We start from the raw sequence: 14377 nt of genomic DNA on the forward strand, positions 1-14377 counted from the left end.
CTGGGTTACGTCAGCCCCATGACGTTCGAGAAAAACTGGTCCGCAGCTCAGCAACACCGGGCTGCCTAATTCCCTCGGCTATGGGATTCGTGGAACAGGGGCAAGGTCAGAAGAGACGAACATGGTGTATGCCACGTTCGCGCTCATCTGATGTTGAACACTGAGCAATCGGCTCATCAGCCGGGAAAGCTTCAGGTCCTCAACGAGCATAGAGTCATTTCGGTGCAGGCCGGGAATGCTCCCCAGTTCGTGCGAGCCGATGCCACGAACCGGTGCGTCGGATTCCGGCACCTGCAGACTCCACAGCGGATTGTCCTGCTCTTCCAGCACCCTTCGGAGAGGCGCGTCCGAAGCGGAATCGAACGCGGCTGATTGTTCCGCGAGGAGTCGCTCGGCCGTGCTGCGGAGAAAACTCATTTGTTTCTCGGTGTTGCGAATACCGGCGTCAAGGGCGACGGCCTGCAATTCCAGCCGATGGGATCGAAGGTCGAGTTCTCGCGCACGGACAAGGAAGTACTGGCGCCCTGAAAGGACCAGCGTGACGACGAACACGGCGGCAAAACACAGAACAACCGTCCGGCGAGGGCGCGATGTGAATCGGTGCCAATGTGTCCTCGAAGGCGTATCTGATGGAGCGATAGCTGGCATATCCGTTCTCCCGCGAGGCTAGCGTGTCAGGTGTGACAGTCGAACTCCGATTCTGGGATGCAGTGTACTGCCGCGCGCACCCCCGGGTCTGGGCTGGGCACTCTCTTGCCATCATATCGACACGAAGCGACGGACTCTGTCCGATGCGCGGTAATGGGCAGTCATCGGCGACTTTCCCAGCTGCGGCTTTCAATGGGTATTCGCATACACGTGCGACGGGCCGTTCGGTGTGGATATTGCTCCTTCGAAAAGCGCTGCTGCAGCGAACCACGCGACGCGTCACTGTCACGCCAGAGGGGGCGGCGTATTACGAGCGCACCGCACGCGTATTGAAGGAACTCGAGGACATCGACTCGGGCTTCGTCAGCGCACATCAGCGTCCGCGCGGCCGGCTGCGCATCGACATCGGCTCCTCGAGCGCAAGTTGCGTGCTGATCCCCGCGCTGCCAGACTTCATCGCACGATATCCGGACATACGGCTCGATCTCGGCGTGGGCGACCGGCAAGTCAATCTCGTTGGCGAGAACGTGGATTGTGTCGTCCGCGGCGGCAGCGCCGATGAGCTCTCGCTCATCGCGCGTCAGCTGGGTCGCGCATCATGGGTGACATGTGCGACGCCGGAATATCTGAAGCGGCACGGCAAACCGACGCATCCCGACCAGTTGAAGAACGGCCACCGTATCGTGAGCTACGTTTCAGCACGGACCGGACGCGTCACGCCCATGCGTTTTCATAGCGGCAGCGAACGAATCGAAGTCGGCGGCTTGCCAGGCATTGGGGTCAACGAGAGCAGCGCACACGTCGCCGCAGGGATGGCCGGCCTCGGAATTTTCCAGACCTTCTCGTTTGCTGTGAGGGACGCGATCGCGCGTGGCGCGCTTCTGCCCATTTTGTCCGCATGGCAACCAGATCCATACCCATTCTTCCTCATGTATCCACCAGACAGGCACATGAGTCAGCGATTGCGCGTTTTCATCGCGTGGGCGACGGAGCGGTTTGCGAACAAGTTTAATCTGGCAACGTAGCCGTCGCGAACCCGGTCATCCCCGAATCGCCAACAGGCTTCCTACGCGACCCGGGGAGCGCGCGGCCACGCTGTCGGCGCTGATGGACCGCCCCCTCTAGAGTGCCGCCGAACTGGCGCTGACCTCGTCGTTTGCGAGCGGGCATCTGGTCCGGCTAAGCGAAGGCGGATTGCTCGCGGTGCATGTTCATGCTTTCAATCTGCCGCACGTGCGGGCCAGTGAGCGGGTACGGTTCTGCGAGTACGGTTACCGCGGCCGAAACGATTGATGGAAAGCGGACTTCACGCGAATGGTCTATATTGAAGCAACTGTTCGGGCCAGACTCGCGTGAGGCCGAGAGCAGGTAAGACGAAGCAACCATCGAAAAAGGGTGAGCATCACCCTTTCCGACGCGTCAACCGAGATGGTAGGTACCATTTGTCAACGCCTTATCCCATAAGGGTTTCCGGTCGATAGATCGGGATTTGACAAATGCTTAGATGGCGGTTTGCCAATCTCTATTCTCTCGGGACTCACACGGACACGTCCACACCTGCCCCACCCAGGTCTTACAGATACTTAAACAAATTCATTCCCTGAATTTGCATAAACGACTGCTGCGCACCCTGCAGCGCAGTCTGGCGCTGGTAGTACTCGGTGATCGCCGACGCGTAATCCAGGTCCTGGACGCTCGACAGGGTCTCCGAGTACGACAGGCCCCGGTTGGTGCCGATCGTGTCCAGCGCATCCAGCTCCTGCATGCGCGACCCGACCGAGGCACGCACGGTCAGCACATTGTCCAGCGAATTGGAGAACTGGCGGATGCTGGTGGCGATGGTATTCGACAGGTTGGCAGTATCGGCATCGGTCGTCGTCGGCTTGTTCAGGGCGTCGATCACCGACTTCAGGTTGGCGAACATGTCGGTGCCAGCCTGGTTGGCCGGCTCGATGGAAATGGTGTCGCCGTTCTTGGGCGTCCCCTTGACCGTGAAGGTAACGCCAGCCGCTGAGATCTGTCCGGGGTCGTTGTAGTCCAGCGGCGTGCCGCCCACCGCCGTCCCGGAAGGGTCCTTGATGGTGTACTGCATCTTGCCGCTGCTATCGTCGAACGTCAGCGTCAGCGCGGTTCCGTAGAGCGGATTGGACGGGTCGGTCGTGGATACCTGGCCGTAGGTCGCAGTGCCGGTGTTTGCGCTGTTGCCCTTGAGCACGTAGCCCGCCGAGCCTTGCACGCTCTGGAAGACTTCACGGCCATTGCTGCCGGCCGCCATCTGGCGAGACACGTCTACCTGGAACTGCTGCTGCTCGGTATTGCCCACGTACTGGACGTTGCCGCCACCTTGCACGAATGGCGCCGAACCCGAGTTCGTACCGCCGAACAGGAACTGGCCATTGCCATCATCGGCGTTGGCCAGGCCAAGCAGCTGGTCATACTGCCCCTGGAGTGCCGTGGCCAGCGAGGCGCGGTCCACGTCGCTCAGCGTACCGTTGCCCGCCTGCACCAGCAGTGTCTGGATGTTCTGCGTCACCGTGGTCACGGTGGAGAGCGTGTTTTCTTCCGCGCCCAGCGCAACATTGGCCTGGGCACGCGAGGTGGCGTACTGGCCGTTGACCGCACTGGCCTGCGAAATGGTCAGCGCGCGCGTGGCGGCAACCGGATCGTCGGAGGGCGTGAGTACCTTGCGGCCAGTGCCGAGCTGTTGCTGGATGTGCAGCAGCGACGATTGCTGCAGGTTCATCGAGGCCAGGCCTTGCTGGTAGAGCGTGGAGCTTGCGACGCGCATTGTCTGTTCCTTCTCGAATTCTTGATCTGGTCCGCTTACCGGCCAATGCCGATGATGGTGTCGAACAGCGTGCTGGCCGTCTGGATCACGCGAGCGTTGGCCTGGTAGAGCTGCTGGAACTTGAGCATGGAAACCGTTTCTTCATCCATGTTCACGCCCGACACCGATTGCTGTGCCGTGCGGATCTGCGTCGTGATGCTGTCCTGCGACGTGGAGGCGATCTGCACGGACTTGGCGCGCGTCCCAACGTCATTGACGAGCTGGGCGTAGGCATCGTTGAAGCTCGACACGCCGCCGATGGTCTTGGCGTTCTGCAGCTTGGCCAGCGCCAGTGCGTTGCCGTTGTTCTTCACGGCGCCGGCATTGGAACCCAGCGTGAACGTATCGCCGGCCCGCGGGGTGCCGCCAAAGCTGAAGGTCAGGCCACCGATTGCGTAGTCGGTGTTGGCACCGTTGGCCACGCCGGTGGGCTGGGGCGACAGCAGAGTGCCGCTGGCATCGGTGAAGTCGTAGCCGCTGCCGTTGTAGGTAGCGGTGATCGGGCTCGTCAGCGGCGTGAAGCCCTGGGCGACGTTGCCCAGCGTGGCTGTGCCACTGCCCAGATTGGTGTTCGCGGCGTCGGCGCGCGCGGGCGATGCCGCCGCGATCTTGGCCGGATCGGTAATCGCCATGTCGAATCCGGCGGCCGCATGGCGGGTCGGCTGGATCACGAACGAATCATTCGGGGCCATGGCCCCGGTCATCTGCACGGTGAAGCCATCCACGGTGACCGGCATGGTTGCCGACGTCGTGACCTGCTTGTCCGACAGGCGGGTGATGGTGTAGTTGGTACCATCGAACTTCAGCGTGTAGTCGCTGGTGGTCAGCGCCGAGGCGTCGGTGATGCTGGCCTTCGCCTGGGCGCCACCGGTGTTGTTGGCGTTGGGCAGCGTGGTCGCCGTGCCCAGCTTGAACATGTCGGTGCCGATGTTGCCGTTCAGGTCCATGCCCAGCTTGTGCTGGTCATTGAAGGACTGGCCGATCGCCAGCGACAGGCGTCCGATAGCGTTCTGCGCTGTGTCCAGCGATTCGGTCCGGAACTGCAGCAGGCCGCCCAGCGAACCACCGGTGATGGAACCGGCTTCGCTTTCATACACTGCGCCGTTGGGGAGGGTGTAGCCCACCACCGTACGGTTCGGATCGGCCGCCGAGGCGACTGCCTTCAGGTCGTAGGAATCGTTGCCCATCACCAGCGGCTGGCCATTGCCGACGAACACGTTGTAGGTGCCACCATCCTGCACCACCACCTTGGCGCCGACCAGCTTGGTCAGCTCGGCCACGGCCTGGTCGCGCTGATCCAGCAGGTCGTTGGGCGGCTGGCCGCCGGATGCGGCCTTGAGCTTGGTGATCTCCCCGTTGATGTTGGCGATCTGCTTGGTATAGGAGTTGATCTGATCGACGGCGGTGCCGACCTGCGTGTTCACGCCCGACTGCAGTTGATCGAAGTAGTTGCTGGCCGCGCGCATCTGGCCCACCAGTGCCTGGCCGGCCGACAGCATGCCCTGGCGTGCCGCCGGGTCCGCAGGGGTGTCGGCCACGGCCTGCACGGCGGCGAAATATTTCTGCATCAGCGGCGCCAGGCCACCCTTCTGGTCTGCCAGCAGGTTGTCGATCTGGCTGATCTGGTCGGAGTAGGTCGCCAGCGACGAACTGGTCGACTGCGCGCCGCGCAACTGGCCGGTCAGGAACTGGTCATAGACGCGCGTCACCGTGGTGGTGTTCGACCCCATGCCAAAAAAGCCCTGGCTGGTGTACTGGCCGCCCGACGATGCCACGATGGTGTTCTGCCGCGTGTAACCTTCGGTGGCCGCGTTGGCAAAGTTGTGGCCGGTCGTCGTCAGCGCGTTCTGCGCAGTGTTCAGACCGGAAAGACCAATGTTGAAGAGAGACATGTTGCGCTGACCCCGGATGCTGTTGGATACCTCCGGCACATCGGCGCGCGGAGGCAGGGAATGTGCTAGTTATCGGCAATCCAGGCGGGAGACTTTAGGGCCATCCGGACGCCAGGCGGGAAGCGGCCAGACGTTCCCGTGACGGGCTTACACCGACACCTTCTTCATAATCTGCACCAGCTTGTGCCCGTAGGCCGGGTCAGTGGCGTATCCCGCCCGCTGCAGGCCGTGAGCCGCTTCGTCGGCGGAGCCTGCCGATACCACCGCCGAGTAGCGCGGATTGTTGGTCAGCAGCCGCGCGTAGTCGGCGCAGGCTTCCTCATACGAGCCATAGGCGCGGAAGCGCGCACGCACCTTCTGCGGCTGGCCGTCGACATACTCGGTGGTCGTGACCTCGGCCACGCGGCCCTTCCAGTTCGCCCCGGCCTTGATGCCAAACACGTTGAACGTCGTGCTGCCGTCCGGGTGCGCGATCTCGCGCCGGCCCCAGCCGGATTCCAGCGCAGCCTGGCCGACGATCAGCCGCGCCGGCACGCCACTGGCGCGAGAGGCCGCTTCGGCGGGGCCCGACATGCGCGAGACAAAGGCGGTGACGTGGGCCGGAGCATCGTCAGGCAAGGGCCCGAGGCTGTTTTCGCCCTGCCCCTGGCCCTGCCCGTCATAGTCCTGCGAGCGGTATTGACGCAGGCCCGCCATGGGATTCCAGCTTGCGCCCGGCACCACGGTGCCGATGGCGGGCACATCGCCATCGGCTGCGGCGGCGCCTGCGCCGCGACTGTCCAGCAACTGCGCCATCTCGGCGTCGGCCGCGGCAGTGCCCGTTGCACCGGCTGCTGCGTTGGCGCCGATCATGCCCTGCGGGACCTGCGCGCCGTTGGCCCGCGCCAGCTGTCGGACCATCACCTCCGCCAGGCCGATGCCGCGTGAGGACATCTGTTGCGCCAGTTGCTGATCCAGCATCGACATGTAGAGCTTGCCTTGCTCGCTGTCGAACACACCGTCCTGCGGCGTGGCGTCGCGCATGCTCTTGAGCACCATCTGCGTGAACACCGCCTCGAACTGCTTTGCCGCCGCGCGCAGCGTGCCCGTGTCGGAGCCATTGCGCGCGTTCCGCTTGAGCCCCTCGAAGCCCTGCGTGTCGAGCGCGAAGCGCTGCGAAAGATCGGCCTGTGCGGAGATGCCGCTGTCCATCAGATGATCTCCAGCTCGGCGCGCAGCGCTCCGGCGGCACGCATTGCCTCCAGGATGGTCTGCAGATCCGCGGGCGTCGCGCCCAGCGCGTTCAGGCCCTTGACCACGGCTGCCAGCGAAGCGCCGGCCTTCACGATCTGCAGCGATCCGCCCTGCTGCTTCATGTCGATCTGCGACACCGGCGCCACCACGGTCTGCCCGCCGCTGAACGGCGCGGGCTGGCTGATGACGGGCTGCGTGTTGATCACCACCGAGAGATTGCCGTGCGCTACGGCGCAGTCCTCCACGGTCACGGCCTGGTTCATCACGATGGACCCCGTGCGGGCGTTCAGGATCACCTTGGCCGCGGCCTTGGCCGGCGTGACGTCGATGCTTTCTATGCGGGCCAGGAAGCCCACGCGTGCCGCGGGCGACGCCGGTGCGCGCACCTGTACGACGCGCCCGTCCAGCGCGGCGGCAACGCCACCGCCCATGGAACGGTTGATGGCCTCCACCACGCGCTCGGCCGTGCCGAAATCCGTGCCCTTCAGCTCCAGGTTGATGATGCCGCCGTCAGGCTGGAACGCCGCAACCGCACGCTCGACAATGGCGCCATTGGCAATGCGGCCGACTGCCAGCTGGTTGACCTGTACCTTGCTGCCGTTGGCCGACGCGCCGGCGCCGCCGACGAGCATATTGCCTTGCGCAATGGCGTAGACCTGTCCGTCCGCGCCCTTGAGCGGCGTCATCAGCAAAGTGCCGCCGCGCAGGCTCTTGGCATTGCCCATCGACGACACCACGATGTCAAGCTGGCTGCCCGGCTGGGCAAACGCCGGCAGCGTGGCCGTCACCATCACCGCCGCAACGTTCTTGAGCTGCATGTTCTTGCCGGCCGGCAGCGTAATGCCGAGCTGCGAGAGCATGTTGGTCAGGCTCTGCGTGGTGAACGGCGTCTGCATGGTCTGGTCGCCGGTATTGTCCAGGCCGACCACCAGGCCGTAGCCCACCAGCGGGTTGTCACGCACGCCCTGGAATGTTGCCAGGTTCTTCAGGCGCTCCGCATGGGCAAAGTTGGCGGCAAAGCTGAACGCCACCACCACGGCCAGCGCGGTGACGCTGGCCTTGAGCAGGCTCGACAGGAAACGGGCAAGCATCGGAGCGGACATGGACGGATCAGAACGGAGAGACATTGAGGAAGAAGCGCTGCAGCCAGCCCATGTTCTGTGCTTCGTCGATGTAGCCCTTGGCGGTGTATTCGATGCGGGCATCGGCCACCTGGGTAGACAGCACACCGTTGTCGCCGGTGATGGTGCGTGGGTTGACCACGCCCGAGAAGCGGATGAATTCCGCGCCCTGGTTGATGGCGAGCTGCTTTTCGCCGGAAACCACCAGGTTGCCGTTTGCCAGCACCTCCAGCACGGTCACCGTAATGGTGCCGTTGAAGGTGTTGGCCGCGCTGGCGCCGCCGCTGGCCTTCAGCGCGTTGGCGCCATTGATGCTGGCGTTCGAGCTGCTGCTGAACAAGCCAGCCAGTGCCTTGGGCACGGCATCGAATGCCAGCGAGGTACTGCCGGTACGGCTGGCGTTGCTGCCCGAGTTCTTGGTGGCGTTGACGTTCTCGGTGATGACGATCGTCAGGATGTCACCCACGTTGCGCGGACGGCGATCCTCGAACAGCGGATTGCCGGCGTAGGACGATGCAAAGATCGAGCCGGTTGCCGGGCCCATCGGGCGCGGTTCGGCGCGCGCGGTGGTCGGCAACTGCACGAGCGGCTCGCGCGGCATGAGCGCGCAGCCGCCGCTGGCCAGCAATGCCAGGCCGGCCAGGCAATACAGAACGCGCGCGCCCAGGCGGGAAAGCATGTTGGCCATGGTGCCTCCGTCAGCCCATCTGCGTCAGGCGCTGCAGCATCTGGTCGGATGTCTGCACGGCCTTGCTGTTGATCTCGTAGGCGCGCTGGGTCTGGATCATGCTGACCAGCTCTTCCACGACGTTGACGTTGGAAGCTTCCACGTAGTTCTGCTGCAGCGTGCCCGCGCCATTCAGGCCCGGCACGGTGGTGTTGGGCGCGCCCGAGGCATCGGTCTGCACGTACAGGTTCTCGCCCATGCTTTCCAGGCCGGCCGGGTTCATGAAGGTGGCGAGCTGGAGCTGACCGACCTGCACGTTGTTGCTCGAACCCGGCTGGGTCACCGACACCGTACCGTCACGGGCGATGGTCAGCGACGTCGTGTTGGCCGGAATGGTGATGGCCGGCTGGACCACGAAGCCGCTGGACGTCACCATCTGGCCGTTCTGGTCGACCTGGAACGAGCCGTCGCGCGTGTAGGCCGTGGTGCCGTCGGGCATCGCCACCTGGAAGAAGCCCTGGCCGATGATGGCCACGTCCTTCGAATTGCCGGTCTGTTGCGGGTTGCCCTGGGTGTGGATGCGCTCGGTGGCAACCGGGCGCACGCCGGTGCCCAGTTGCAGGCCGGAAGGCAGCGTGGTCTGGTCCGACGACAGCGCGCCGGGCTGGCGGATGTTCTGGTACATCAGGTCCTCGAACACCGCCCGGCCACGCTTGAAGCCGTTGGTGGAGACGTTGGCGAGGTTGTTCGAGATCACGTCCATCTGCGTCTGCTGCGCATCAAGGCCGGTCTTGGCAATCCAGAGAGAGCGGATCATGTTGTTCCTTGGTGTCCTGCGTCGCGCCGCTGGCAGCGGCGCGTCATGTGTTCACGGGTTGGCGGCGCGGCCGCTTCAGTTGGTCGAGAGCAGCTGGTTGGCGCGCTGGTCGTTGGCGTCGGCGCCGGTGATCATCTTCATCTGCATCTCGAAGCGGCGCGCATTGGCAATCATGTCGACCATGGCTTCGGTCGGATTGACGTTGCTGCCTTCCAGCGCGCCCGACACCACGCGCACGGTCGGATCGGCCTCCAGCGGCTGCGCGCCGGGACGCAGGCGGAACAAGCCGTCATCGCCCCGCGCAATCGCCTCTGCCGGCGGATTCACCACGCGCAGCTTGCCGACTTGCGCCAGGCCCGCCGAAGCCTCGCCCGGACCCCGCGCGGTGATGGTGCCATCGCTGCCGATGGTCACCTGCGAGCCCGGCGGCACCGACAGCGGGCCGCCGTCGCCCATGACCGGCAGGCCGTTGCTGGTCTGCACCTGCCCGTCCTGCGCGACTTGCAGCGAGCCCGCGCGGGTATAGGCTTCGCTGCCGTCGCGCGCCTGCACCACCAGCCAGCCGTTGCCCTGCAGGGCAACGTCGAGCGGCCGGCCGGTGTAGGTCAGCGGGCCGGCGCGCATGTCGGCGCCCGGCGTCGATGTCAGCGTGAAGGCGCGCGTGGGCGATTCCTGCCCCACGACCGGCACCGCGCGGTACATATTGATTTGCGCGCGGAATGCCGGCGTCGAGACGTTGGCCAGATTGTTCGACACAGCGGCTTGCTGGTCGAGAATCTGCTTGGCGCCCGACAGGGCGGTGTAGATCATGCGGTCCATGGCGGCGTTTCAGCTCAGGCAGTCGGTGTTACAGGTTGACCAGGGTCTGCATGATCGTGTCCTGCGCCTTGATGGTCTGCGCGTTGGCCTGGTAGTTGCGCTGCGCCACGATCAGGTTGACCAGCTGGCCCGACAGGTCCACGTTGGAGGCTTCCACGGCGTTGGAACGCAGCGTGCCCAGGCTGCCGCCGGCGGCACCCAGCAGGGCCTGGCCGGATGCATTGGTGGCCGACCACACGTTGTCGCCCTCGGGCTTGAGCCCCTCCACGTTGCCAAAGGCGGCCAGCGCGATGGTGCCCAGCGACTGGGTCTGCTCGTTGGAGTAGTTGCCCGTGATGCTGCCATCGGCGTTCACCGAGTAGCCCAGCAGGCTGCCCGAGGTATAGCCATTCTGGTTCAGCTGCTTGACGTCATTGTCGGCGCCGTACTGGGTGGTGCCGGTGAAGTTCATGGCCATGTTCAGCGCATTGGCGCCATTGGCCGCCGGGATGGTGATGGTGGTGGCACCGGCAGCCGGCGATTTCAGCGCGCCGGCGCTGTCGAACGACAGGGTGGCCGGCGAGCCGGCCAGAACGTTGCCGCTCGTGTCGACCATGTACATCTTCCAGTCCGTGCCGCCCGCGGTGGTGGGCGGCGTGACGGTGCCGTCCACTTTGGCGAAGTAGGCCATGACCTGCTGCTTGTTCCCCAGCGAGTCGTAGACGTTGATCGCCGTGCTGTAGTTGAACATGTCGCTGGTCGGCATCACGGCTGCCGTGGGAGGCACCGCGGCAGGGTTCGCGGGCGTCGAGGCAAATGCCGTGGCGGGCGGTGTCAGACGCGAGTCCAGCTGGAACTGCGACGTGATGCTGGAAGTCGCACGCGGGGTCATCTGCGCATTGCTGATCACCAGCGGCTGCGGCTGCACGCCGCCGCCCGGGGTCACGCCCGCCGGGTAGCCGGTGACCTGCAGGCCCTGCATATTGGTCAGGCGTCCGTCGTCCTGGCGCTGGAACTGGCCATTGCGCGAGTAGTAGACCGAGCCGTCGGTGTTGGTCAGGCGGAAGAAGCCGCTGCCGCTCGTGATCGCCACGTCCAGTGAACGGCCCGTGGCCTCGATATTGCCCTGGTTGAACGACTGCACCACCGAATTCACGCGCGTGCCCAGGCCGATCTTGGTACCGGCGTAGACATCGGCGAACTGCGCGGCGGACTGCTTGTAGCCGACCGTGTTGGCGTTGGCGATGTTGTTGCCAATCACGTCCAGATTGGATGCGGCGGCGTTAAGGCCGCTTACCCCTTGACCGAAACCCATGGTAGATCCTTTGTATGACTAGGTGTCGTTACGCTGGCCGCGCACTCGCGCAGGCCGCCGGAAGTTAGAGAATGCGGCGGACGTCGTCCACGCCCGCGGTCTGGCCATTGCCGATGTCGACCAGCACGCCGGTCGAATCACCGCTGATGCTCTGGACCTTGCCGAAGACCAGCGCAACCGGCTGCACCGAGTTGCCGTTGGCCGTGGCATTGACCTTGAAGCTGTAGTCGCCGTCGGCAACCGCCGTGCCGGCGTCGTTCTTGCCGTCCCACGCGATGTCGTGCACGCCGGCGGTCTGCCCCTTCATGTCGATGGTGCGCACCACGTTGCCGTCCTTGTCGATCACGTTGACCGTGACGGCATCGGCGGTGGAAGGCAGGTCGACGCCGATCTTGCCGGGCACGCCATCCTTCACCGACACCTGCGAGCCCGGCACCATCACCGTGTGGCCGATCAGGGCGGCGGAGTCCATGGCGCGGCTGGCGCTGACCTGGCCAAGCAGCTGGTTCAGCGTCGCATTCATGGTCTGCATGCTGCTCACCGTGGAAATCTGCGCCAGCTGCGAGGTGAGCTGCGAGTTGTCCATCGGGTTGAGCGGGTCCTGGTTGTTCATCTGCGTCACGAGCATCGTGAGGAAGTTGTTCTGCAGATCCGCCGCGCTGGCGCTGCCGCTCTTGAGGGCGTCGTTGATGCCCGATGTCCCGCTGTTACTGTTGACCGAGGAGGTAGTAGTCATGTCGCGTTGAAGTGTTCCGTTGTCGTTACTGGCCGATGGTCAGCGTCTTGAGCATCATGTTCTTGGCGCTGTTCAGCACCTCGACGTTCGCCTGGTAGGAACGCGAGGCCGAGATCATGTTGACCATCTCCTCCACCGGGTTGACGTTGGGCATCACCACGTAGCCTTCGGCGTTGGCCATGGGGTGCGTGGGGTTGTGCACCATGCGCGGCGGGGACGGGTCTTCCATCACGCCCCGCACCTGTACGCCGCCCACGTCGCTCTGGCCGGGCGTCGGCGCCATGCCGAAGATGACCTGCTTGGCGCGGTAGGCCTGCCCGTCGGGGCTGACCACGCTGTCGGCGTTGGCCAGGTTGGACGCGGTCACGTTCATGCGCTGCGACTGCGCAGCCATGGCCGAACCCGCGACGTCGAAGATGTTCATTGCTGGCATGCGTCTCTCCGGCCCTTACTGCTGGATTGCCGCCAGCATGGTCTTGATCTTGGAACTCACCACGGTCAGGTTGGACTCGAAGTGCACCGAGTTGTCGGCGAAGGCCACGCGCTCGGTATCCATTTCGACCGTGTTGCCGTCGACGCTCGACTGCAGCGGAATGCGGTAGGCCAGGTCGGCGTCATCGCGGGTCGGGGCCTGCGCCGGCAGGTGGCGCACGGACGTGGTCGACAGCGACACGCCTTCAGGACGGTGGCCGCGATCCATGGTCTGCGCCAGCGTGCTCGAGAAATCGAAATCGCGGGCCTTGTAGCCGGGGGTATCCGCATGCGCGATGTTGGAGGCAATCACCGACTGCCGCTGGGTCCGCAGGCTCAGCGCTTCCTGCTGGAAGCGAAATGCCGCGTCGAGTCTGTCAATCATGTAAGCATCTCCGTTTGGAGCAACCTTCAGGCAAACGACGAAGGGCGACCTTCTTCAGGGATCGCATCTTAGGTTCACCCCTGTCACGCCAATCGGATGAATAAGGACGGGAAATCCGTGCAATTCGGAGGGCTTGCCTGGCATCACCTCCCTACAATGGGACCCGTTTCCTTGCGTGCGGCCGCGGGATTGGCTGAATCGTCCCCGTGGCCGCCACATCGTCCTTGCTGGGATGAAGACATGAAGAAGATTGATCGCGCCGCCATCAGGCCGGCGCTGGCCCTGCTGGCGGGAGGCGTCCTGTCGGCCATGGCCGGCGCGCCCATGGCCGCGCCGGCACAGGCCGCCCCGGTCGCCGCGCAGGCACCCGCGCAGGCACCCAACCCGTTCCCGGAAGATCCGGTGCGCGCGTCGGTCGAGCAGTTCCTGCTGCGCCAGATCGCTGGCCTGCCGGGCAAGGCCAGCGTCCAGGTGCAGCCCCCGTCAGGCGGCCGCGCGCCGGAGTGCGTGTCGCCCGATCCGTTCCTGCCGCCGGGCGCTTCCCCCTGGGGCCGCGTCTCGGTAGGGGTGCGTTGCGGCGGCGAGCGGCCCTGGATCCGCTATATGCAGGCACGCGTGTCGGTCCTGTCCGACTACTATGTCGCGATGCGCGCGCTCGGCCCCGGCGAGCCGGTGACGCCTGCCGACCTGGAGGTGCGCCAGGGTGACCTGTCCACCCTGCCCAAGGCGGTCATCACCGACCCGGCCCAGGTCGTGGGCGCCGTCACGGCCAACCGCATCGCGGCCGGCTCGCCGATGCGCAGCGACCTGCTGAAGAAGTCGATCGCCGTGAAGTCCGGGCAGACCGTCACCGTCGCGGTGGAAGGCGACGCGTTCCAGATCAGCAGCGAAGGCAAGGTCCTCGCCGACGCGGCCATCGGCAACACCGTGCAGATCCGCCTGCGCAACGGGCAAGTGGTGAGCGGCCTGGTGCGCAGCGGCGACACCGTCGTGCTGCAATGACCCGCTGAAAGTGCATCATGGGACACTGGAATGCAGGGCTGGCCAGCGTGCGACAATGCGTGCCAATCCTGCCGTCGGGGCGAGATTCCTCTAAAGATTTCGCCAAGGCGTCCGTAATGACAAAGGAACCCAGCAAGGAACGCCCGTGAAGATCAACCATTCCACCTCGTCCAGGCCGGCCGACGCCCCGGCTGCGGACAGCACTGTGCGGCCGCAGGCCGGACAGAGTGCTCCCGTCGCCACCGCGAGCGGCGTGAGCGTGAGCCCGCTGGCCGCGCAGGTCCGTGAAATCGGCAGCCGCCTGGCCAACGAAACCGACGACGACATCGACACCGCCAAGGTCGAAGAGATCCGCCAGGCTATCGCCGAAGGCCGGATCAAGATCGACCCGGGCAAGATCGCCGATGGCCTGCTCGCCACCTTGCGCGAACTGGGCCAGGACGACGTCCACTGATACCAGCCAGC

Annotated in this window: 15 protein-coding genes; 3 read left to right on the forward strand and 12 right to left on the reverse strand. The window is 64.9% G+C overall.

The window, feature by feature from the left end; all coding sequences use genetic code 11:
- Positions 1-78 precede the first annotated feature (78 nt).
- A complete protein-coding gene (locus KHO22_RS28390; RefSeq protein WP_211950512.1) occupies positions 79-648 on the reverse strand; it encodes a hypothetical protein in 570 nt (189 codons plus the stop codon).
- A gap of 236 nt (positions 649-884) precedes the next feature.
- Here KHO22_RS28390 and KHO22_RS28395 point away from each other — a divergent pair, with 236 nt between their 5' ends.
- Positions 885-1673, forward strand: coding sequence for a LysR family transcriptional regulator (locus KHO22_RS28395; protein ID WP_230427073.1), 789 nt, complete (start codon positions 885-887; stop codon positions 1671-1673).
- A gap of 548 nt (positions 1674-2221) precedes the next feature.
- On the opposite strand, the gene flgL is transcribed toward KHO22_RS28395, so the two are convergent.
- From flgL to flgB, 11 genes are all read right to left on the reverse strand, one after another.
- The gene (flgL, locus tag KHO22_RS28400; protein WP_211950514.1) at positions 2222-3436 is read right to left on the reverse strand and encodes a flagellar hook-associated protein FlgL; all 1215 of its coding nucleotides are present in this window, start codon (positions 3434-3436) and stop codon (positions 2222-2224) included.
- 35 nt (positions 3437-3471) lie between these two features.
- A complete protein-coding gene (gene flgK, locus KHO22_RS28405; RefSeq protein WP_211950515.1) occupies positions 3472-5367 on the reverse strand; it encodes a flagellar hook-associated protein FlgK in 1896 nt (631 codons plus the stop codon).
- A gap of 147 nt (positions 5368-5514) precedes the next feature.
- Positions 5515-6558, reverse strand: coding sequence for a flagellar assembly peptidoglycan hydrolase FlgJ (gene flgJ, locus KHO22_RS28410; protein WP_211950516.1), 1044 nt, complete (start codon positions 6556-6558; stop codon positions 5515-5517).
- A complete protein-coding gene (locus KHO22_RS28415) occupies positions 6558-7727 on the reverse strand; it encodes a flagellar basal body P-ring protein FlgI (RefSeq protein WP_230427074.1) in 1170 nt (389 codons plus the stop codon). The genes flgJ and KHO22_RS28415 overlap by 1 nt, the downstream gene beginning before the upstream one ends.
- Complete coding sequence (gene flgH, locus KHO22_RS28420; RefSeq protein ID WP_211950517.1) at positions 7711-8409, reverse strand: flagellar basal body L-ring protein FlgH; 699 nt, start codon at positions 8407-8409, stop codon at positions 7711-7713. The genes KHO22_RS28415 and flgH overlap by 17 nt, the downstream gene beginning before the upstream one ends.
- 10 nt (positions 8410-8419) lie before the next feature.
- The gene (gene flgG / locus KHO22_RS28425; RefSeq protein WP_211950518.1) at positions 8420-9205 is read right to left on the reverse strand and encodes a flagellar basal-body rod protein FlgG; all 786 of its coding nucleotides are present in this window, start codon (positions 9203-9205) and stop codon (positions 8420-8422) included.
- A gap of 75 nt (positions 9206-9280) precedes the next feature.
- Complete coding sequence (gene flgF, locus KHO22_RS28430) at positions 9281-10024, reverse strand: flagellar basal-body rod protein FlgF (protein ID WP_211950519.1); 744 nt, start codon at positions 10022-10024, stop codon at positions 9281-9283.
- A 28-nt stretch (positions 10025-10052) separates the two neighbouring features.
- The gene (gene flgE, locus KHO22_RS28435) at positions 10053-11318 is read right to left on the reverse strand and encodes a flagellar hook protein FlgE (protein ID WP_211950520.1); all 1266 of its coding nucleotides are present in this window, start codon (positions 11316-11318) and stop codon (positions 10053-10055) included.
- A 64-nt stretch (positions 11319-11382) separates the two neighbouring features.
- Entirely contained in the window at positions 11383-12054 is a 672-nt protein-coding gene (gene flgD, locus KHO22_RS28440) for a flagellar hook assembly protein FlgD (RefSeq protein ID WP_211950521.1), read from the reverse strand.
- A 25-nt stretch (positions 12055-12079) separates the two neighbouring features.
- Complete coding sequence (flgC, locus tag KHO22_RS28445) at positions 12080-12487, reverse strand: flagellar basal body rod protein FlgC (protein WP_211950522.1); 408 nt, start codon at positions 12485-12487, stop codon at positions 12080-12082.
- A gap of 15 nt (positions 12488-12502) precedes the next feature.
- Complete coding sequence (flgB, locus tag KHO22_RS28450) at positions 12503-12910, reverse strand: flagellar basal body rod protein FlgB (protein WP_211950523.1); 408 nt, start codon at positions 12908-12910, stop codon at positions 12503-12505.
- Positions 12911-13150: 240 nt separating this feature from the next.
- Between flgB and flgA the strand changes: the two genes are divergently transcribed.
- Together flgA and flgM are read left to right on the forward strand one after the other, a co-directional pair.
- Positions 13151-13912: a flagellar basal body P-ring formation chaperone FlgA gene (flgA, locus tag KHO22_RS28455; protein ID WP_211950524.1), complete on the forward strand. Its 762-nt coding sequence runs from the start codon at positions 13151-13153 to the stop codon at positions 13910-13912.
- Between the two features lie 145 nt (positions 13913-14057).
- Positions 14058-14366, forward strand: a complete 309-nt coding sequence (gene flgM, locus KHO22_RS28460) for a flagellar biosynthesis anti-sigma factor FlgM (RefSeq protein ID WP_211950525.1) — start codon at positions 14058-14060, stop codon at positions 14364-14366.
- Positions 14367-14377: the final 11 nt, after the last annotated feature.

Source organism: Cupriavidus yeoncheonensis (genome assembly GCF_905397275.1).
In the GTDB taxonomy this organism is placed as follows: Bacteria; Pseudomonadota; Gammaproteobacteria; order Burkholderiales; family Burkholderiaceae; genus Cupriavidus; species Cupriavidus yeoncheonensis.